The 19541-nt window shown below is 65.2% G+C and carries 13 protein-coding genes and 1 pseudogene; 9 read left to right on the forward strand and 5 right to left on the reverse strand.

Going from position 1 to position 19541, the window contains the following annotated elements; all coding sequences use genetic code 11:
• Nucleotides 1–94: 94 nt before the first annotated feature.
• Nucleotides 95–517, reverse strand: coding sequence for a CHRD domain-containing protein (locus ACP2YO_RS16515; protein ID WP_426441765.1), 423 nt, complete (start codon nt 515–517; stop codon nt 95–97).
• Nucleotides 518–744: 227 nt separating this feature from the next.
• Here ACP2YO_RS16515 and ACP2YO_RS16520 point away from each other — a divergent pair, with 227 nt between their 5' ends.
• A complete protein-coding gene (locus ACP2YO_RS16520; RefSeq protein WP_426441766.1) occupies nt 745–1668 on the forward strand; it encodes a c-type cytochrome in 924 nt (307 codons plus the stop codon).
• On the opposite strand, the gene ACP2YO_RS16525 is transcribed toward ACP2YO_RS16520, so the two are convergent.
• Nucleotides 1665–1910: an Lrp/AsnC ligand binding domain-containing protein gene (locus tag ACP2YO_RS16525; RefSeq protein ID WP_426441767.1), complete on the reverse strand. Its 246-nt coding sequence runs from the start codon at nt 1908–1910 to the stop codon at nt 1665–1667. The genes ACP2YO_RS16520 and ACP2YO_RS16525 overlap by 4 nt on opposite strands.
• A 130-nt stretch (nt 1911–2040) precedes the next feature.
• Between ACP2YO_RS16525 and thiD the strand changes: the two genes are divergently transcribed.
• The 4 genes from thiD to ACP2YO_RS16545 all read left to right on the forward strand — a co-directional run bounded on the left by thiD (nt 2041) and on the right by ACP2YO_RS16545 (nt 6082).
• On the forward strand, nt 2041–2838 hold the full coding sequence (gene thiD / locus ACP2YO_RS16530; RefSeq protein WP_426443220.1) for a bifunctional hydroxymethylpyrimidine kinase/phosphomethylpyrimidine kinase: 798 nt from the start codon (nt 2041–2043) through the stop codon (nt 2836–2838).
• Nucleotides 2839–3146: 308 nt separating this feature from the next.
• Entirely contained in the window at nt 3147–3959 is an 813-nt protein-coding gene (locus ACP2YO_RS16535) for a UDP-2,3-diacylglucosamine diphosphatase (protein ID WP_426441768.1), read from the forward strand.
• Nucleotides 3956–5050, forward strand: coding sequence for a glycosyltransferase family 4 protein (locus tag ACP2YO_RS16540; RefSeq protein WP_426441769.1), 1095 nt, complete (start codon nt 3956–3958; stop codon nt 5048–5050). The genes ACP2YO_RS16535 and ACP2YO_RS16540 overlap by 4 nt, the downstream gene beginning before the upstream one ends.
• A 42-nt stretch (nt 5051–5092) precedes the next feature.
• Nucleotides 5093–6082 (forward strand): threonine/serine dehydratase, encoded by a 990-nt coding sequence (locus tag ACP2YO_RS16545; RefSeq protein WP_426441770.1) that lies wholly within the window; start codon nt 5093–5095, stop codon nt 6080–6082.
• A gap of 114 nt (nt 6083–6196) precedes the next feature.
• On the opposite strand, the gene ACP2YO_RS16550 is transcribed toward ACP2YO_RS16545, so the two are convergent.
• Nucleotides 6197–7429 carry a hypothetical protein gene (locus ACP2YO_RS16550; RefSeq protein WP_426441771.1) on the reverse strand — a complete coding sequence of 411 codons (1233 nt, stop codon included), beginning with the start codon at nt 7427–7429 and terminating at the stop codon, nt 6197–6199.
• Between the two features lie 75 nt (nt 7430–7504).
• Here ACP2YO_RS16550 and ACP2YO_RS16555 point away from each other — a divergent pair.
• Nucleotides 7505–8703 (forward strand): annotated as a pseudogene (locus ACP2YO_RS16555) (MFS transporter).
• Here the strand turns inward: ACP2YO_RS16555 and dgcA are convergent.
• Entirely contained in the window at nt 8673–9668 is a 996-nt protein-coding gene (gene dgcA, locus ACP2YO_RS16560) for an N-acetyl-D-Glu racemase DgcA (protein ID WP_426441772.1), read from the reverse strand. The pseudogene ACP2YO_RS16555 and the gene dgcA sit on opposite strands and share 31 nt — an antisense overlap.
• A gap of 138 nt (nt 9669–9806) precedes the next feature.
• Between dgcA and ACP2YO_RS16565 the strand changes: the two genes are divergently transcribed.
• The 3 genes from ACP2YO_RS16565 (at nt 9807) to ACP2YO_RS16575 (ending at nt 12704) form a co-directional block, all read left to right on the forward strand.
• Complete coding sequence (locus tag ACP2YO_RS16565) at nt 9807–10940, forward strand: MlaE family ABC transporter permease (RefSeq protein WP_426441773.1); 1134 nt, start codon at nt 9807–9809, stop codon at nt 10938–10940.
• 2 nt (nt 10941–10942) lie between these two features.
• Entirely contained in the window at nt 10943–11713 is a 771-nt protein-coding gene (locus ACP2YO_RS16570; RefSeq protein ID WP_426441774.1) for an ABC transporter ATP-binding protein, read from the forward strand.
• Nucleotides 11714–11840: 127 nt separating this feature from the next.
• Nucleotides 11841–12704 carry an MlaD family protein gene (locus ACP2YO_RS16575; protein WP_426441775.1) on the forward strand — a complete coding sequence of 288 codons (864 nt, stop codon included), beginning with the start codon at nt 11841–11843 and terminating at the stop codon, nt 12702–12704.
• A 485-nt stretch (nt 12705–13189) separates the two neighbouring features.
• Here the strand turns inward: ACP2YO_RS16575 and ACP2YO_RS16580 are convergent, their stop codons facing one another.
• A complete protein-coding gene (locus tag ACP2YO_RS16580) occupies nt 13190–19291 on the reverse strand; it encodes a negative regulator of septation ring formation (protein ID WP_426441776.1) in 6102 nt (2033 codons plus the stop codon).
• Nucleotides 19292–19541 lie beyond the last annotated feature (250 nt).

A 19541-nucleotide genomic window follows, 5' to 3' on the forward strand; every position in this document is an offset into this window, starting at 1 on the left:
AACACACAGAGATCAGCGAGAAAAGGGCAGACGCTGCGAAGCGTCCGCCCTTTTGCTGTGTCGGCCTTTTCTTATCGGGATTACGTCTAGAGACCTATTTCGTCACCTCGCCGCGGATTTCGCCGCCAGGATTCGCTGCGGTGTGGACGTTGACATAGTACTTGCCGGCTAAGAGGTCCGCAGCCTGCGCGTCGGTCAGCGTCGCGCTGCCATCCACCGGGCTCGTGCCAGCGTTCGGGATCGCGACGGCGACGCCGGCGTTCTTGCCGGGCTCGGCAGGGCCATGGAAATGCGCGGCGGTGGCCGGGCCGGTCAGGCCGGAATAGGTCAGCTTCCAGGTCAGCTTCTTGGTGGCGGCGTCGTAGTCGATGTCGGCCGTGCCGGTGCCTGCCGTGGTGTTCGGCGGCACTTCGGACTTGCCGTTCAGCGTCGCCTTGAGCTTCTCGGCGAAGGCCGGGCCGGCGAATACGATCGCAGCACCCAGCACCAGCGTGGCAAGCATGGTCTTGTTCGGCATAGGTCTCTCCCTGTTGACGTCACACGTTAGTGTCAGTTTCAAAACATTGGTCTCTCGGATTTATTCCCAAATCGACCGCGACCGCGCAGAATTTGATGGAAGCATATGTGCCGACTTGCGTTCATACTAGCGGATACGATGAAGGGGACTCGACCTCTTTAGACGTGCTTTCTTCGAGCGAACCGGTGCCCACTTCGCTGCAAGGCGCTTCAATGACGGATCAGTGAATGCTGCGACGAATTCTCCTCCTCTCCATCGTGATGGGCATCGTCGGCTTCGGCGTGTTCTGGTGGCTGACCATCCCCGCGACCGTTGCTGCAAGTGCGCTGCCCGCCTACCAGCCCAACCTGGCGAACGGGCTCACAACGTTCAATGCCGGGGGATGTTCCTCCTGCCATGCCGTGCCGAAGCAGGACGATCGGTTGAAGCTCGGCGGCGGGCTCGCGATACCGTCGCCGTTCGGCACGTTCTACGCGCCGAATATCTCGCCCGATCCGAATGACGGCATCGGCCGCTGGAGCGAGGCCGATTTCGTCACCGCGGTCATGAAGGGCACGTCGCCGTCGGGCACGCATTACTTCCCGGCGTTTCCCTATACCTCCTATCAGCACGCTGGGATCAAGGACGTCAGGGACCTGTTCGCCTATCTGAAAACGTTGCCGCCGGTCGCGGGCAAGGTGCGCGACCATGACGTGCCGTTTCCGTTCGACATCCGCCGCAATATCGGCATCTGGAAATTGCTGTTCATGGACGGCAGGCCGTTCGTCGCCGACGCAAGCCGCTCCGCGCAGTGGAATCGTGGCGCCTATCTCGTCAACAGTTTTGGCCATTGTGCCGAGTGTCACAGCCCGCGCAATGCCCTCGGCGGCATCGTCAGCGCGCAGCGCTTCGCTGGCGGGCCTAATCCGGAAGGCGAAGGCTGGGTGCCCAACATCACCGAGAGGGGGCTGTCGGACTGGAGCGCGAAGGATATCGCCTATTTCCTCGAGAGCGGCCAGACGCCGGACGGCGACAGTGCCGGCGGATCGATGGTGCGCGTGATCCGCAACACCTCGCAGCTCTCATCCGGGGATCGCGATGCGATCGCCGACTACGTCAAGTCGCTGCCCCCGGTCGAGGGACCGCCGAAGCCGAAGAAGAAGGAATCCTAGGTCGCGCCGAACGCCTTGAAGGTGATGATGGTGAGGGTGTCCTGGATGCCCGGGAGCACCTGGACCTTCTCGTTGATGAAATGACCGATGTCGGTGTCGTGGTCGACGTAGAACTTGACCAGCAGATCGTAATTGCCCGCGGTGGAATAGATCTCCGACGCAATCTCGGCCTCTGCCAGCGCATTGGCGACGGTATAGGACTGGCCGAGCTTGCATTTGATCTGGACGAAGAAAGGAACCATCGCTGTGTCTCCGGGGATTTTGCGACAATAGGCCAAAAACCGGCGGTCAAGGCAAGCAAACTTGCTGCCAATGGGAGGCCGCGCTAGGACAGGCCATGTGCTCATCCCGATTAACCCCTTGCGCCATCCGATGACGCCGATCGCACTCACCATCGCCGGCTCGGATTCCTCTGGTGGCGCGGGGATCCAAGCCGATCTGAAGAGCTTTGCCGCGCTCGGCGTGTACGGCGCCTCCGTGATCACGGCGCTGACGGCGCAGAACACCACGGGGGTCAGCGGCATTCACCCGGTGCCTGCGGCGTTCGTCACCGCGCAGATCGACGCGGTGTTTTCCGACCTTGCGGTCGGCGCGGTCAAGATCGGCATGGTGGCGCAGGCCGAGACGATCACGGCGATCGCCGATGGATTGGCTCGGTGGGCGCCGCGCCATGTCGTGCTCGATCCGGTGATGGTTGCAACCTCGGGCGATCGCTTGCTCGCGGCCGAGGCGGTCGACGCGCTCAGGACCAGGCTGTTTCCGCTGGCATCGTTGATCACGCCGAACCTGCCCGAGGCGGCGGCGCTGTTGGGCGAGCCGGTTGCCGTGAGCGAGGCCGCCGTCGAGAGCCAGGGCCGGCGCTTGCTGGCGATGGGATGTCGCGCAGTGCTGGTCAAGGGCGGCCATGGGCACGGCGCCGAGAGCATCGACTATCTGATCGACGGCGAGCGCTCCATCGCGCTGGCTGTGCCGCGCATTGCCACAGCCAACACGCACGGCACCGGTTGCTCATTGTCGTCGGCGATCGCAGCAGGTCTTGCCAAGGGTGATGACATGGAAACCGCCGTGCGCAACGCCAAGGCCTGGATCACGGAAGCGATCGCAGCGGCGGACCGATTTACTGTCGGTCACGGCCACGGGCCCGTGCATCATTTCCACAAATATTATTGAGCGTCCCGTAGCACGGATGAAGCGCTGCGAAATCCGGGACAGTTGATTCGCGATGCAAATCCCCCGGATTGCGCTGCGCTTCATCCGGGCCGCGCACTGTCATTGCTTCGCTTCACAACTCACGATCTCGCGCAAGCAGTGGAACAACGCGTGTTCCGTCCACTCACGACTCCCATGTCGCCAGATTGTCGCATCGCGCTGTTATCCGCAGTGAAGGGGCGTGTAACTGATTCTCGTTAACGTTTATGGGGCCTTCGGTCACGGGGATCGTCATCGCCTTGTCACAGGAATCTGTTAGGTGCACAGGCATGGGAAGTGACTCCTTGAGTGAAGAAAGCCCCGAACGGCGCTTTCGCACTTTGTTCATCTCCGACGTTCATCTCGGAGCCCGCGGTTCGCAAGCCGACCGCCTGCTGGACTTCCTCCGGACCCACGATGCCGACACGATCTATCTGGTTGGCGATATCGTCGACGGCTGGGCGCTGAAGTCGAACTGGTACTGGCCGCAGACCCACAACGATTTCGTGCAGAAGATGCTGCGCAAGGCGCGCAAGGGCGCCAAGGTGATCTACGTCCCGGGCAACCACGACGAGTTCCTGCGCAATTTTTACGGCACGCATTTCGGCGGCATAGATGTGGTGGAAAACACCGTCCACACCGGTGCCGACGGCAAGCGCTATCTGGTGATCCACGGCGACATCTTCGATCTCGTGGTGCAGAACGCGCGCTGGCTCGCCCATCTCGGCGACAAGGCCTACGACTTCGCGATCCAGATGAATCGCTTCGTCAACTTCTTCCGCCGCATGTTCGGCGTGCCGTACTGGTCGCTGTCGCAATGGGCCAAGCTGAAGGTCAAGAAGGCGGTGAACTATATCGGCGCGTTCGAGTCCACGCTGGCGGGCGAGGCGCGGCGGCATGGCTGCGACGGCGTGATCTGCGGCCATATCCACTACGCGACCATTCATGACGAGCACGGCATCCGCTACATGAATTGCGGCGACTGGGTCGAGAGCTGCACTGCGCTTGCCGAACATGAAGACGGCCACTTCGAGATCATCACCTGGACCGACCCGCAGCGCCGCGTCGCGCCGGTTCCGCGAGTAACGGCACGCGCTGCATGACGCATATCCTGGTCGCGACTGATGCGTGGCATCCCCAAGTCAACGGGGTGGTCCGCACGCTGACCATGATGGCGCAGGCGGCAAAATCGCTCGGCGTCGAGGTGAGCTTCCTGACGCCGGAATCGTTCCGCACCTTTGCGATGCCGAGCTATCGCGATCTCCGGCTCGCGCTGCCGGCGCCGGCAAAGATTGCGAAGCTGATCGAGGCGGCGAAGCCCGACAGCATCCATATCGCGACCGAAGGCCCGATCGGACTTTTGGTCCGCCGCTATTGCCGCAGGCACGGCCTGCCGTTCACGACGAGCTTCCACACCCGTTTTCCCGAGTATGTCTCTGCGCGGTCGCCGATCCCGGAATCCTGGATATGGCGCGCGCTGCGCTGGTTCCACAAGCCGAGCCAGGCGGTGATGGCAGCGACACCGGCGCTGGCCAACGAGTTGCGCCAGCGCGGCTTCCGCAACGTGGTGCTGTGGTCGCGCGGCGTTGATACAGGGCTGTTCCATCCGCGCGATGTCGATCTCTGCCTGCCGCAGCCGGTCTATCTCAGCGTCGGCCGCGTGGCGGTGGAGAAGAACCTCGAGGCGTTCCTCGATCTCGATCTGCCCGGCACCAAGGTCGTGGTCGGCGACGGACCCGCGCGTGCGGCGCTGGAACGCAAATATCCGGAAACCGTGTTCCTTGGCGCGCGCCATGGCGAGGAACTGGCCGAGATTTATGCCGCCGCCGACGTGTTCGTGTTCCCGAGCCGGACCGACACCTTTGGCCTCGTGCTGCTCGAGGCGCTGGCGAGCGGGCTGCCGGTTGCCGCTTTTCCGGTCACAGGCCCCCGCGACGTGATCGGCGCGGCGCCCGTCGGCGTGCTCGACGAGGACTTGCACCATGCCTGCCTGGAGGCGCTGAGCATTCCCCGGCAGGCCTGCGTCGATTTTGCAGCCCTTCATACCTGGCAGGCCTCGGCACGGGTGTTCATCGACCGTGCCACGAATGTTCGGCCCATCCTGCCAGATGATGAAGGGGAAATCGCGGTCGAATTCGGCGCCGAAGAGCATCATTTTGCTATTCTGCCGGCCACCCAGCCGATCTCACGCTAAAGCGTCTTGCTCCTTCATCGGCTACCGCGATACAAATTGCGGATGATGGAAACCGCTTCGAATCCCCTCGTCGTTGCCGCGGACATCGATGCCGCTGCAAGGGTGGTCGCGCCGTTTGCGGTGCGTACGCCGCTTCTGACCTTCCCCGTTCTCGATGAGCGGATTGGCACCAGGATCTTCCTGAAGCCTGAGATGCTGCAGCGGACCGGATCGTTCAAGTTCCGTGGCGCCTTCAACAAGCTGGCCTCAATTCCGCAAGCGCAGCGGAGTGGCGGCGTGGTCGCATTCTCTTCGGGCAACCATGCCCAGGGCGTCGCGGCCGCGGCAAAGATCCTCAACATGCAGGCGACCATCGTGATGCCTGCGGATTCGCCGTTGACCAAGCGCGAGCGGACCAAATCCTATGGCGCCGAGGTCGTGCTCTACGATCGCGACCGCGACGACCGCGAGGCGATCGCCAACGGCATCGCCAGCAAGCGCGGCGCGACGCTGGTGCGTCCCTATGACGATCCCTTCGTGATCGCAGGCCAAGGCACCGCCGGCCGCGAGATCGCCGAGGACATGGCCGCGCTCGGGCTGATGCCCGATATCGTCGTGGCGCCGGCGTCCGGCGGCGGCCTGATCGCAGGCGTCGCCACCGCGGTGAAGGCAAAATTCCCGCAGGCCCAGGTGATCGTCGCCGAGCCTGCGGGCTACGACGATCACGCGCTGTCGCTCAAGGCCGGGCATCGTGAAGCGCATCCGGTTGCAGCCCGCACCATCTGCGATGCGCTGATGGCGGCAATGCCGGGCGAACTCACTTTCGCGATCAACAGCAAGCTGCTGGCGAACGGCGTCAGCGTCTCCGACGAGGAGGTCGGCGCGGCGGTCGCCTTTGCCTATCGCGAATTGAAGCTCGTGGTTGAGCCCGGCGGCGCCGTCGGGCTTGCCGCGCTGCTGGCAGGACGGCTCGACACCAAGGGCAAGAACGTCGTCATCGTGCTTTCTGGCGGCAATGTCGACGCCGAGTTGTTCGCCAAGCTGGTCGCCTGACGCGACGCGCGGAGAACTTGTTCCGTCATGCGCGGGCTTGACCCGCGCATCCATCACAAGAAGATCGTTCGATGATTGATGGATTGCGGGCGCGAGCCCGGCAATGACGCGCGATCACGAAAATAACGCGATCTTCTCGGCCTGGGTCATGCGGCGGATCGGGGCCAGCGGATCGTTGGCGGCGGCGTTGGGCTTCTTGACGAGGCCGCTCGCGATGATGGTCGAGCCGAGCGACACCTCCATCGCGGGCTGGGGCGCAGGTACGATGTCAGCCTGCGGTGCCGGATGGCTCTGCGGTGCTTCGGCGGCCGGTACCTCGACCGTCGGCGCGGGAGATGCGACGACGGGCTCGGGCGCGCGCGTCAATTCCGGCTGTGGTGTCTGAGCGGCTGTTTCGGGCTCGACCAGCGGCGCCTCGGCGATCGGCATCTCCGCGACCATCATCGCTTCGTCACCGTTGATCGAATCGGGCGCGCCCATCTCCATCGCGATGAGGTCGAGCACGGCCTCGTCATGCGCGTCGGCCGCCGCGTCGGTGGCGCGGGCGAGCTCAGCGGCCTCAGCTTCGGCCAGCGCCGCCTCAGCCCTTGCGAACGCTGTTTCGCCCGGCTGCGGCATCGCGGCCGCGGCCATTTCGTCGTTCGGTGTCGCGGCCACCGACGGAGCCGGCAACGGGTCGGCGGCTATGATCTCGGGTGCGGCCTGCTCGGCCACCGGAGGCGGCGAGGGGGAAGCCGCCGGCGCTTCCGCGACCGCTGTCTCGGCCACCGCCGGCTCGGCCGAAGGCGCGACCGCGGGTTCCGCGTTGAACTCGGCGAGCCGGCGCGCCAGCGTGGCGAAGGCGGCATCCAGCACGGTCTTGGCGTCGTCCATCGATATCTGTGCGGCGCCGGTCTCGATGGCGCTGGCCTGCGAATCGATGATGTCGCAGATCCGGCCGTCATTGCCGATCTCGCGCAGCCGCCAGGAGATTTCGCGGATCACCCGCACGCCCTTGCGCACCGGCACCAGCAATGGCTCGAAGCTGAGGTCATCGAGCGCCGCTATTGCGGAAGCCTGAGCGGCCTCGACCACACCGCGCAGCGCGGCCAACGCCTGTTCCAGCTGCTCGTCCCTGAACGCGTCAGCGGCAGCTTGCCGCTGCGCTGCAAGGCTTTGCTCGATCCGCGCCACGGCATCGAGCACCATGCGCGTATCGGCATTGCGGTTGCGCTTGGCGTATTCGCCGAGGAACCAGCGGCCTCGCGCGGTCTCCATGAAGGCTTCGCTGATCGCAGCATAATCCTCCTCGCTCGGCTGGGCCGCGCGGGCGGAAATCGGCGACAGGGCGAATGCTTGTTCAGCCATCATATTCTCTTCGCGCAAATCACTACGCGTTACGCTAACGATCATCACGATATCGCGCGAATCGCAATTGAATTGATGTCTATCGAATCACAAATCCCCACCGCAGCCGAGTCTGCATCGAGGCGATTCGCAGGCCGCCTGGCGGCATTTTATGCCACACTGTTCGGCACGACCGGCGTCCTCTGCCGTTTTTTACGGTGTGGCTGAAGGCGATCGGTATCGATGCCGCCTGGATCGGCATCATCACGGCGATTCCCGCGGCGACCCGCTTCACCGTTCTGCCGCTCGTCACCGGCGCGGCCGAGCGGCGCCAGATGCTGCGCGGCGCCATCATGCTGACGGGCTTCGCCACCGCGTTCGGATTCATTGTCATCGGCACCCAGCGCCAGCCGTTGCTCGTGCTGCTCGCCTATGCGCTGACCTGCTGCGTCTGGACGCCGATGGTGCCGCTGACGGACGCCTATGCGCTGCGCGGTGTGGCGCGTTACGGGCTGAATTACGGGCCGCTGCGGCTGTGGGGCTCGGCCGCCTTCGTGGTCGGCGCGCTCGGCAGTGGGCTGCTGTTCGGCTATATCGCCGAAGCCCAGCTGATCTGGATCATCGCTGCCGTCACTGTAACAGGCGCGCTCGTGAGCTTGACGCTGCGGCCGCTGGACCGGGCCGCTGCGACCTCGGCGCCGACGCGTGGCGGGCGCAAGCTGCTGCGCGATCCCGGCTTCCTCGCCATCATCGTGTCCTCGGCGCTGATCCAGAGCAGCCACTCGGCCTATTACATCTTCGCGTCGATCGCCTGGCAGCAGGCGGGCCTCAGCGGGCTCACGATCGGAGCGCTCTGGACCATCGGCGTCGTCGCCGAGATCGTGCTGTTCGCGCTGTCGCCGCGCTTCGCGCTGCCGCCGGCCGTGCTGGTGGTGATCGCCGCGGTCAGCGCGGTGGCGCGCTGGACCATCACCGCGTAGAATCCTCCGCTGCCGATCCTTGCCGTGGTCCAGCTCGCTCACGGCCTGACGTTCGGGCTGACGCAGGTCGGCATCATGGGGCTGATGGTGCATCAGGTGCCCGCGCACATGATCGCGCGCGGGCAAGGTTATCTCACCGCCTGCGGCGGCATGTTCGCGAGCACGACGGCGATCCTGTGCGGCATGGTCTATGCGCGCTACGGGCAGGGCGTCTACCACATGATGGCCGCGATGGCGGCCACCGGCGGGCTCGTGATGTGGCTGGCGCGGCACCGATTCACCCATTATCCCCAGAGCGCGGGCTCCGGCGGATAGACCAGGCTGCCGTCGTAGCGCAATCCGTTGTCGCGGTCGCGCGCCAGCAACAGTGGGCCATCGAGATCGACGAAGCGCGCGGCTTGCGCGATCAGCATCGCCGGCGCCATCGACAGCGAGGTCGCGACCATGCAGCCGATCATGATCTCGAAGCCGAGCCCGCGCGCGGCATCCGCCATCTCAAGCGCCTCCGTGAGTCCGCCGGTCTTGTCGAGCTTGATATTGACGGCGTCATAGCGGCCGCGCAGGGCCTCGAGCGAGGCGCGGTGATGCACGCTCTCGTCGGCGCAGACCGCGACCGGCCGCTTGATCCGCGACAGCGCCTCGTCCTTGCCTGATGGCAGCGGCTGCTCGATCAAAGTGACGCCGGCGTCGGCGCAGGCCGCGAGGTTGGCCGCAAGGTTGTGCTCGGTCCAGGCCTCATTGGCGTCGACGATCAGCTCGGATCTGGGCGCCGCCTTGCGAACCGCCCTGATACGGTCTCCATCGCCGTCGCCACCCAGCTTGATCTTGAGCAGGGCGCGATGGGCGGCCTTGGCGGTTGCCTTTGCCATTGTCTCGGGGGATCCCAGCGAAATCGTGTAGGCGGTTGTGCAGGGCTTGGGCGCGGGCCGGCCCAGCAGGTTCCAGATACGCTCGTCCGCAACCTTGGCCGCGAGGTCCAGCAATGCGCAATCCAGCGCGTTGCGAGCGGCACCCGCTGGCATCCGCTCCTGCAATGCGCTGCGGTCCATGCCCATGGCCAGCGGCTCCTGCATCGCCAGAACCGCCTGCAGCGTCGCTTCCGGTGTCTCGCCATAGCGCGGATAGGGCACGCATTCGCCGCGACCGGTCAGGCCGCCCTGGCTGATCTCGGCGACCACGACGACCGCTTCGGTCTTGGCACCGCGGCTGATGGTGAAGGAGCCTGCGATCGGCCAGCGCTCGATGTGGGCAGAAAGTATTCGGGAGGGGGTGGAAGTCATTTTAAAGTCTACTATTTCCTGAACCGTATGCTTGCGACTTGCAACCAATTATGGCTGGTTAGTGACAGATTCGACAAGGCGACCCGGGAGCGCCGGTGACCGGCTTTTCGAGCGGCCGACCAGCCGAGGGGTGGCAAGGTGAGCGGTGACCCGATACTGGAGCGGATTGCTCAGGGCGAGGGATTGGCGTTGTGCGCGTCCGGCAACTGGACGGCCCGATTTGCCCCCGTGCTCGAACGAATCGTCTCCGACGCCGAGAAGCTGCGCGGCAGCCGTCCGAACATCTTCATCGACGTCTCGCAGGTCGCCAAGCTCGATACGTTCGGCGCCTGGCTGATCGAGCGGCTGCGCCGCAGCCTCAGCGACCCCAGCGCCGAAGCCAAGATCGCCGGGCTCTCGGCCGATTACTCGACGCTGGTGGACGAGGTCCGCCGCGTTGGTGCCGTGCCCAAGGTCGACAGCGATCCGCTCTCGGTCACCGGGATGTTCGAGCAGATCGGCCGCACCGTGGTCGGCATCGGCGGCACCATCCTCAGCCTGGTCGACATGCTCGGCGCCGTGATCGCCGCGGCGGGCAAGGTGCTGATCCACCCGCGCAGCTTCCGCTTGACCTCGACGGTCCATCACCTCGAGCAGGTTTGCTGGCGCGCGGTGCCGATCGTGGTGCTGATCACCTTCCTGATCGGCTGCATCATCTCCCAGCAGGGCATTTTTCATTTCCGGCAATTTGGTGCCGACATCTTCGTGGTCGACATGCTGGGCGTGCTGGTACTGCGCGAGATCGGCGTGCTGCTGGTCGCGATCATGGTCGCGGGCCGTTCGGGTTCGGCCTATACCGCCGAACTCGGCTCGATGAAGATGCGCGAGGAGATCGACGCGCTGCGTACCATGGGTTTCGATCCGGTCGAGGTCCTGATCCTGCCGCGGATGCTCGCGCTTGTGCTGGCGTTGCCGATCCTCGCTTTCCTCGGCGCGATGGCCGCGCTCTATGGCGGCGGCCTGGTTGCCTGGCTCTATGGCGGCGTCGATCCGGAAGCGTTCCTGCAGCGGCTGCGCGACGCGATCTCGATCGATCATTTCATCGTCGGCATGATCAAGGCGCCGGTCATGGCCGCCGTGATCGGCATCGTCGCCTGCGTCGAGGGGCTTGCGGTGCAGGGCTCGGCGGAGTCGCTCGGCCAGCACACCACTTCGTCGGTGGTGAAGGGGATATTCTTCGTGATCGTGATGGACGGCGTGTTCGCGATCTTCTTCGCCTCGATCGGAATGTGACCATGGCGGAACAGGAGCTGGACGCCATCATCCGGGTCCGCGACATTACCGTGCAGTTCGGCAAGACGCGCGTGCTTGACGGCCTCAACCTCGATGTGAAGCGTGGCGAGATCCTGGGCTTCGTCGGTCCGTCCGGCGCCGGCAAGTCGGTGCTGACCCGTACCATCATCGGGCTGGTGCCAAAAGTCTCCGGCAGCATCGAGGTGTTCGGCATCGATCTCGATGCCGCCGGTACCGCCGAGCGGCGCGGAGTCGAGCGGCGCTGGGGCATCCTGTTTCAGCAGGGCGCGCTGTTCTCCTCGCTCACGGTGCGGCAGAACATCCAGTTCCCGGTGCGCGAATATCTGCGCGTGTCGCAACGGCTGCTCGACGAGATCATGGTCGCCAAGCTCGGGATGGTCGGCCTGAAACCGGAAGTGGCCGACCGCTATCCGTCAGAACTCTCGGGCGGCATGATCAAGCGTGTCGCACTGGCGCGCGCGCTCGCGCTCGATCCGGAGCTGGTATTCCTCGATGAGCCGACGTCGGGCCTCGATCCGATCGGCGCGGGCGATTTCGACGAGCTGGTGCGTACCCTGCAGCGCACTTTGGGGCTGACCGTTTTCATGGTAACCCACGATCTCGACAGTCTTTATACCGCCTGCGACCGTATCGCCGTTTTAGGGAACGGTAAGATCATTGCAGCAGGATCGATCGCCGACATGAAGGCGTCGCAGCACCCATGGCTGCAGCAATATTTCAATGGCAAGCGCGCCCGCGCCGTTGTGGGCTAGCGCATGATCCCGAAAGTGGAGGCCGGTTTTCGGACGAGGTCATGTGCCAACAGGTAATTCGACGGGCTCTGGTGCAGCGCAGCGGCGACGGAGCCCAAGAGGGATTGAGAGTGATTGAGAGTAATTGATGGAAACGCGGGCGAACTATGTGCTGATCGGAGTCTTCACGCTGGCGGTGATCGCGGCGGCGTTCGGCTTCGTGCTCTGGTTTCAGAGCCTGCACACCACCAAGGCGCGCAGTCCGCTCCGGGTGATCTTCGAGGGTCCGGCGTCGGGCCTGCGCAACGGCGGCGCCGTCAATTTTAACGGTATTCGGATAGGGGAAGTCGTTTCGGTGAAGCTCGACAACCCGCGTCGGGTGGTTGCGCTCGCAATGATCGAGAACAACGCCCCGATCCGCAAGGACACCCTGGTCGGCCTCGAATTCCAGGGCCTGACCGGCGTTGCCGCGATCTCGTTGAAGGGTGGCGAGGAGGCCGCGCCACCGGTGCCGCTCGACCAGGATGGCGTCCCCGTCCTCACCGCTGATCCGAACGCGCTACAGGACGTCACCGAGGCGATCCGCGCCACCTTGCAGAATGTCAACCGCATCGTCGCCGACAATCAGGAATCGGTGAAGAATTCGCTGCACAATGTCGAAATCTTCACCGCGGCATTGGCGCGCAATTCCGAGAAGATCGACAACGTCATGCTCAAGGTCGACGGCGTGATGGGCAAGGCTGACAATCTCATGCTCGGGCTGAACGCAATCGCGGGCGGCAACAATGGCGGCGAACTCAGTTTGATGGTGAAGTCGATCCGCGACCTCGCCGAGGATCTCGACAAACGTTCCAACGCCCTGATCTCCGACGGCCGCCGGACGCTCGGCGACATCAGCCGCGCCGTGAACAATTTCGATCGCAACCCAAGCCGGGTGATTTTTGGTGGCAGCAACAACGCACCGGAGCCGGCTCCTGCGGCAGCACCGGTTGGGCCGAGGCGGCGGCAGTAGGGCGTTTACGCATGCGGCCCGTATGACGGTGAAGGGCGTCAGCCTAACCAATGCTCAGCGCGGCGCCCTCTGTAGAAAGGCACTGGATGTTCTCAGGATGGCCATGGGGCCGACGACTAAGGCGGGGATAGCGGCAGCCGTGCTAAACAGCCCATGACGCAGGACGCTTCCCCTGCTGACGTGCAAGGCATTGCGGGAGCGAGGGCTGTGCTTACAGGATTTCGGAATATTAGAATAATACCTCTGATTTGCCCGGCGTGTCAAGTTGGTCGAACGCCGTCCGCCGGCGGCTACTTTGCATGGGGTTGTTTTCGATATTTTGTGAACGCGCCCTTGCGACGGCCCTTGCGGGGGAGGTGCACCGAGGTTGCGGCCAGACCGATCCGACCCAATTTCAATGGTCTCAGGCGGCGCATCCACGCATCGGTCAAAAGCAAAACGGAGGCATCGCGGCCTCCGTTTCTCGTCTGCGATTGACCTCGCCGTTACCCCAGCCGACCCGCCGCATGCGCGAGCAGCGTGTACACCAGGCCCGTTTCCGAGGTCAGGTGGTTGCGCAGCTCCTGCGGGCCGCGGCCGTCGCGGGCGACTTCGTCGAGCAGGCGTTCGAACTCGCCGATGTAGCGGTCGACCGTCTGCTTGAAGCCGCGGTCGGAGCGATACTTGCGGGCTACTTCATCGAACGCCTTCTGGCCGGCCGGCGTATAGAGGCGCTTGGAGAACGCCTTGTTCTCGCCACGCTGGTAGCGGTCCCACATCTCGGCGGCGAGGTTGCGGTCCATCAGCCGGCCGATGTCGAGCGACAGCGCGTCCAGCGGATTGGCGGCAGCCTGCGGCGCCGGGCGCGGACGCGGGGCCTCGCGGCTCGGCGCGGGCGGCGGCGGCGGTGCATCGCTGCGATTGAGCAGGTCGGACAGCCAGCCGTCGCGGCCGTTGTCGGAGCTCGCCGGGCTGACCGGCGGCGCTTCGGTGCGGCGCGAACTCTGCATGCCCAGATCGGGCGGCGGCAGCGTCGAGGCGCTGTTGCCGTTGTCACGTATGCCGTTGTCACGCATGCCGGTGTCGCGCATCCGCGTCTCGGCACGGCCTCCGCCCGCGGCCGCCATCAATGGCTCCTCCTGGCGGACGCTGGCGCGATTGGCGCTGACGACGTCGAGACCACGGCCATGATGCGCGACGATGCGGTTGAGTTCGGCCAGCGCCTCGATCTGGTCGACGATCACCTTGCGCATCTGTGCGGTGTTCTCGGCGGCCTCCTGCGGCATTTCGAGCACGCCGCGGCGCAGCTCGTTGCGCGTGGCCTCGAGCTCATTGTGCATCTCGGACGCCATCTGCTTCATCGCCATGACCATCGCGGAGAACTTCTCCGTCGATTCCTTGAACATCGAGTCGGTCTCGGCGTTGCTCTGCTGGTAGAGGTCGTTCATGGCGTCGATCGTCTGCTGACGCTCGTTTTCGGCGGCCATGCGCACCGCCTCGAACTGCCGGCTGATCGTTGCCGAACCGGCGCCCGCAGTCTCCGCCACCACGCGCGCGATATCGCGGGCACGTTCTTCGGCCGCGGCCAGCGATTCATCAAGCAGGTTGGTGAAGCGCGACAGCCGCTGGTCGAGATCGGTGGTGCGCAGGTCGATGGTGGTGACCAGCGATTCCAGCGCCGTCTTGCGGTCGGCGACCGAAGCCGTCGTGCTGCGATTGGCTTGTTCGACCACGGCAGCCGCCTCGATCAGCGCCTTGCCATGGGTCTCGAACTGGCTCGAGAGCGAACCGAGATCCTCCAGCGCCTTGCCGGTCTTGCTGTTGAACACCGTCAGCTGGTCCTCCAGCGTTTGGGTTGCCACGCCGTTGCGCGAGGTGACGTCGTTCATGGCGGACACGAAGTCGGCCACGCGAGTCACCAGCGCGCGCTCCAGCGAGTTGAGGTTGTCGTGGGCGCCGGTCAGCACCTCCTGCAGCAGGATGTTGCCCTCACGCAGCCGCTCGAACAGCGCCACCGTATCGGTGCGCAGGATCTTGCTGGTCTCCTGCATTTCGGTGACGGCCGAGATCGAGACCTGGCGGGACTGGTCGATCGCGGCGCGGGAGGCCTGCTCGAGATCCTTGAGCGATTTCGCCACCGCGCCGGTCGCCTGATCGCCGGCCGAGGTGATGTTGCGCGCAACATCGCCGCCATGCGCCGCCATCGACTGCGAGAACGCCTGGCCGCGGGTTTCGATCGACTTCAGCGCATCCGCGGTGGCGCGATCGATATCGGTTGCAAGCTGGGTGGTCTTGGCAGTCAGCGCCTCGACCAGCGAGCCGCGTCGGCTGTCGACCATCTGCGACAGGCGGTCGGTCTGCTGCTGCACATAGGTGACGATCTCGTCGGTCTTGCCGGTCATCGTCGAGCCGAACGAACTGGAAGCAGACAGCACCGAACGTTCGATGTCCGCCGAGGTCGTCTTGACCTTGGTCGAGACCTCGTTGGACATGTTGACCAGTGCCGCCTGCGCGTTCTGCGCCGAGGTCTGGATGTTGTCGGTGGTCTTGGCCGTGACCGCGCCGAGCGTACGCTCAATGTCGGTGGAGATCGCGCGGATCTGGTTGGCGGCATCACCGGAGGTCGCCACGAACGAGCTCTGGGCCTCGCGGGCGCTGCCGAGGATGGTCTGCGCGGTCTCCGCACTCGCCGCGGTCAGCGTGTGCTCGATCTCGGCCGAGATCGCGCGGATCTGGCTTGCCGCTTCGGTGGAGGTTGCCGCGAACGAGCTCTGGGCGTCGCGGGCGCTGCCGACGATGGTCTGTGCGGTCTCCGCACCGGCCGTGGTCAGCGAACGCTCGATCTCGGCCGAGATCGCGCGGATCTGGTTGGCGGCCTCACTGGAGGTCGCCACGAACGAGCTCTGGGCCTCGCGGGCGCTGCCGAGGATGGACTGCGCCGTGCTGGTGCCGACCGCAGTCAGGGTGCGCTCGACATCGATCGCCAGCGACTTGACGTGGTTGGCAGCCTCCGACGACGCCGTGACGAGGGTGTTCTGCGCCTCGCGGGCTCCGGCGGTGATCGTCTCTGCGGTGCCGGTACCGGCCATCGACAGCAAGCGCTGGACGTCAGCGGCAAGCGCCGTGACCTTGCTTGCAGCGTCGGCGGACGCGTTGACGAGGGTGTTCTGGGCGTCGCGGGCACCGGCGGTGATCGATTCCGCGGTTGCGGAGCCGGCCATCGACAGCGAGCGCTGCACGTCGGCGGTCAGTGTGCGGACCAGATTGGCGGCTTCGGTCGACGCACCGGCCAGCGTACTCTGAGCCTCACGTGCACTTGCGACGACAGATTCAGCCGTGGCCGTTCCGGCAGTCGAAAGCGAGTGTTGCATGTCAGTGGCGAGCGCACGTACCAAGTTTGCACTCTCCGTGGACGCACCGGCCAGCGTGCTCTGAGCCTCGCGGGCGCTTGCGACGATAGCTTCGGCGGTGGCCGTGCCGGCAGTCGAGAGCGAATGTTGCACGTCGGCGGCGAGCGTACGGATCAGATTTGCAGTCTCCGTGGACGCACCGGTCAAGGTGCTCTGCGCCTCGCGGGCGCCGGCGACGACGGCTTCCGCGGTGGCGGTGCCGGCCATCGAGAGCGAGCGCTCGACGTCGCTCGCCAGTGACTTGACCTGGCTCGTGACCTCGGTCGACGACGAGATCAGCATGGTCTGGGCTTCGCGGGCGCCTGACGTGATGGCCTCGGCGGTGGCCGAGCCAGCCATCGAGAGCGAACGCTCGACGTCGGCAGCGAGCGACTTGACCTGGCTTGCGGCCTCTGCGGAGGCTGAGACCAGCGTGGTCTGCGCTTCGCGGGCCCCCGAGAGCACCGAGGCTGCAGTGGCGCTGCCGGCCGCCTGCAACGTGCGCTCGACGTCGGCCGACAGGGCCTTGATCTGGGTAGCGACGTCACCGGAGGCGGACACCAGCGAGGCCTGCGCATCGCGGGCGCTGCTCAGGATCGAATTGGCGGCGCTGGTGCCGACGGCCGTCAGCACGCTTTCGACCTCGGCCGAAGTGAATTTCAGCTGGGCGCCGACGTCCGACGACACGGCAAGCAGCGCCTGCTGCGCGGTGCGTGCACCGGTCTGGATGGTTTCGCTGGTGTTGACCACGAGGTTGGTCAGCGAGCGCTCGGCGTCCTCGACATGGGACTTGATGCCGGACGACAGCAATTCCGCGCGGGACATCAGGTCCTCGCTCGCCTGGCGGCCGCTGCTCTCGATGCGGCCGGCGACGGCCTCGACGCGCGAACCCAGGAGGTCCTCGAACTGCGCGACGCGGGTGTCGATGTCGGTGGCAATGGCGCCGACGCGGCTCTCGATGCCGTGCTGGATGTCCACGAAGCGCGCCGAGATGGTGTCGGTCAGGTGCGCGCTGCGGCCGTTGATGGTCTCGGCGAGGCGGACGCTGTGGCCGTCGATGGTCTCGCTGACGCTGTTGATGCGGTGGTCGACCGCAGCGATCGCCTGCACGGTGCCCTCGGTCAGGGTCGTGGTGAGGAGGCCGAGCCGCGAGTTGATCGACTGGATCGCCTGGGCGGCGCCTTCGGTCAGCTCGGTCGCGAGCGTGCCGAGGCGGCCCTCGATGGTGTCGGTCACCGACTTCGCGCGGTTGTCGAACGTGACGTCGAGGTTCTTCAGGCGGCCGTCGATGGTTTCGTCGAGCGACTTGAGGCGGCTGTCGAGCGACGTGTCGAGGAAGGAGAGGCGACCGTCAAGCGAGGTGTTGAGGAAGGAGAGGTGGCCGTTGAGCGAAGAGTCGAGCGCGCCGATCTTGCCGGCGAGCGAGCCGTCGAAGGTCGACAGCTTGTTGTCCAGCGAGCTGTCGAGATTGGTGACGCGGCTGCCCAGCGTGGTTTCGAACTGCAGCAGACGCTGGTCGAGCGTCGCGGTGATCTCGCCGCCGCTCGAGTTGACGCGGTGATCGAAGGTGTCGACGTAGGTCTTCAGGCTGTCGGCGATGTCCTGGGTGCGCTGGCCCATGCGCTCGACGATGTCGCCGCCGAAGGTCTTGACGGTACGGTCGAACTCCGAGATGTGGCGGGTGATCAGCGCGCCGAGCGTGCCGGAGTCGCGGGCGAATTTCTCGGCGAGCTCGCTGCCGTGGTTCTTCACCAGCTCGTCGAACGCGCTCATCTGCAGCGACAGCGAGTCGTGCGCGGTCTCGGTCTGGTTCAGCACCTTGGCGACCAGCGAATTGACGGTGACGTCGAGCGCCTCGCTCGCCTTGTCGCCGGAGGTCATGATCTGTCCGGCGAGGCGGTTGCCGGCGTCGTCGATTTTGCCGACGAGGTCGTTGCTGCGCAGCTCGAGCTCCAGCAGCAGCGAGTCCGAGGAGTTCTTGAGCGAGTCGTGGACCTGCTCGGTGCGGTCGGAGATGCCATCGACGATGGTCGACGAACGCTGCTCGAACTCGTTGGTGATGCGGTCGACGCGCTCGTTCAGCATCTCGTGGACGCGATCGGCCAGATCCGCAAACTCGTCATGGACGTGGCCGGTCTTGAAGTTGAGGCTCGTGGTCAGCCGCTCGGAGGCGTCGAGCACGGCGCGCGTGGTCTCGGCGCTGGCTTCCTCGAGGCGGTCGAGCAGGTCGCCGCCGCGCTCGCCGAGCGCGAGGATCATGTTGTCGCCAGCATGGCTCAGCGCAGTCGTGATGTGCTGGCCGCGCTCTTCCAGCGCGCCGGTGATGCTCTTGGCAACCTCGTCGACGCGCGAGGCGATCGCGTCCGAGATCAGCGCGATGTCGTGGCGCAGGTCGATCTGCACGCCGGAGATTGCGCTGCGCACCTGCTCGGCCTGGCCGACCAGATTGTCGCGCTGATGGGCGATGTCCTGCAGCAGCGCGCGAATGCGCACTTCGTTGTCGGAATAAGCGCGTTCCAGCGCCGCGACCTCGTTGGCAACCAGGGTTTCGAGTTCGCCGGCGCGCGCGATCGCGCGCTCGACGCCGTCGCCCATCGCCGCGACCTCGCGGCGGATCGCCTGGCCGACCGTGACCATGGAATCGGCGGCGGCGTTTTCAGGCTCGGAGAAGCGCATCGCGACCTGCGCCATCGATTGCGCGATGATCTGCATTTCCTGGCCGCGCCAGGCGAGGCTGGAGAGGAAGTAGAACAACATGATCGGCGCGAGGAACAGCGCCGCGAGACCGGCGAACACCAGCACGCCGCTGCCCTGGGCCATCGCCGCCTGCAATGACGACAGGAAGGCGATGGTAAGGATGCCGCAGCCGATCAGCCAGGCACCGGCGCACAGCGCAAAGAGCGTATAGACGTTGCGGGCAGGGCGGCCCTTTTGCAGCGACTGAAGCAACTGACCGATGGTTTCGCGATCATCGTTGGCTGCACGGCGCGGGCTGCGCGGTTCTTCGATCGGTTCGAACATCGGACGGTCGGTGTTCGCGCGGGGCTCGAATGCGCTGGCCGAGAAATCGGGGGCGGCCGGCGGAAGGCTCGGCGGCGCCACCTCGTCGTTGATGGCGGAGCGGTTCTCCGCGCCATGTTCGCTGATGTTGAGGGCTTCCTGAATGGCAGAAAGCGCGACTTCGGTGGGATCTTTGACCTTCTTGGGAGTGTTCGCCATGTTGAGTCTGAGCCCTCTTACTATTTTACGCGTCGGCGACCTTGCGAATGTCCCCCCGCAAGCTCGAAGCCGGTGCCCACAGCGGAGTGCAAGCGTGCCCGTGGGCGGCTTGTCCGCTACATCCGCAAACATCCTATTGGCTGAGCGATGCGAATGAAATGGTTCGGATTAAGACTTTCTTAATCATCGTTAACAGCTTTGCGCCATAAGGCCTTCTGGGTACTCGAAATTCCGTCCGGACTCCCTCGAT

Origin of the sequence: Bradyrhizobium genosp. P, from assembly GCF_049949265.1 — a bacterium.
Classification (GTDB): Bacteria; Pseudomonadota; Alphaproteobacteria; order Rhizobiales; family Xanthobacteraceae; genus Bradyrhizobium.

What these genes read in the sequence shown, in the direction of transcription:
- ACP2YO_RS16540 (WP_426441769.1), top strand. Translation starts at nt 3,956, where the DNA reads ATGACGCATATCCTGGTCGCGACTGATGCGTGGCATCCCCAAGTCAAC.
- ACP2YO_RS16515 (WP_426441765.1), bottom strand. Translation starts at nt 517, where the DNA reads ATGCCGAACAAGACCATGCTTGCCACGCTGGTGCTGGGTGCTGCGATC.
- ACP2YO_RS16575 (WP_426441775.1), top strand. Translation starts at nt 11,841, where the DNA reads ATGGAAACGCGGGCGAACTATGTGCTGATCGGAGTCTTCACGCTGGCG.
- ACP2YO_RS16525 (WP_426441767.1), bottom strand. Translation starts at nt 1,910, where the DNA reads ATGGTTCCTTTCTTCGTCCAGATCAAATGCAAGCTCGGCCAGTCCTAT.
- thiD (WP_426443220.1), top strand. Translation starts at nt 2,041, where the DNA reads ATGACGCCGATCGCACTCACCATCGCCGGCTCGGATTCCTCTGGTGGC.
- ACP2YO_RS16580 (WP_426441776.1), bottom strand. Translation starts at nt 19,291, where the DNA reads ATGGCGAACACTCCCAAGAAGGTCAAAGATCCCACCGAAGTCGCGCTT.
- ACP2YO_RS16545 (WP_426441770.1), top strand. Translation starts at nt 5,093, where the DNA reads ATGATGGAAACCGCTTCGAATCCCCTCGTCGTTGCCGCGGACATCGAT.
- ACP2YO_RS16550 (WP_426441771.1), bottom strand. Translation starts at nt 7,429, where the DNA reads ATGGCTGAACAAGCATTCGCCCTGTCGCCGATTTCCGCCCGCGCGGCC.
- ACP2YO_RS16520 (WP_426441766.1), top strand. Translation starts at nt 745, where the DNA reads ATGCTGCGACGAATTCTCCTCCTCTCCATCGTGATGGGCATCGTCGGC.
- ACP2YO_RS16535 (WP_426441768.1), top strand. Translation starts at nt 3,147, where the DNA reads ATGGGAAGTGACTCCTTGAGTGAAGAAAGCCCCGAACGGCGCTTTCGC.
- ACP2YO_RS16570 (WP_426441774.1), top strand. Translation starts at nt 10,943, where the DNA reads ATGGCGGAACAGGAGCTGGACGCCATCATCCGGGTCCGCGACATTACC.
- dgcA (WP_426441772.1), bottom strand. Translation starts at nt 9,668, where the DNA reads ATGACTTCCACCCCCTCCCGAATACTTTCTGCCCACATCGAGCGCTGG.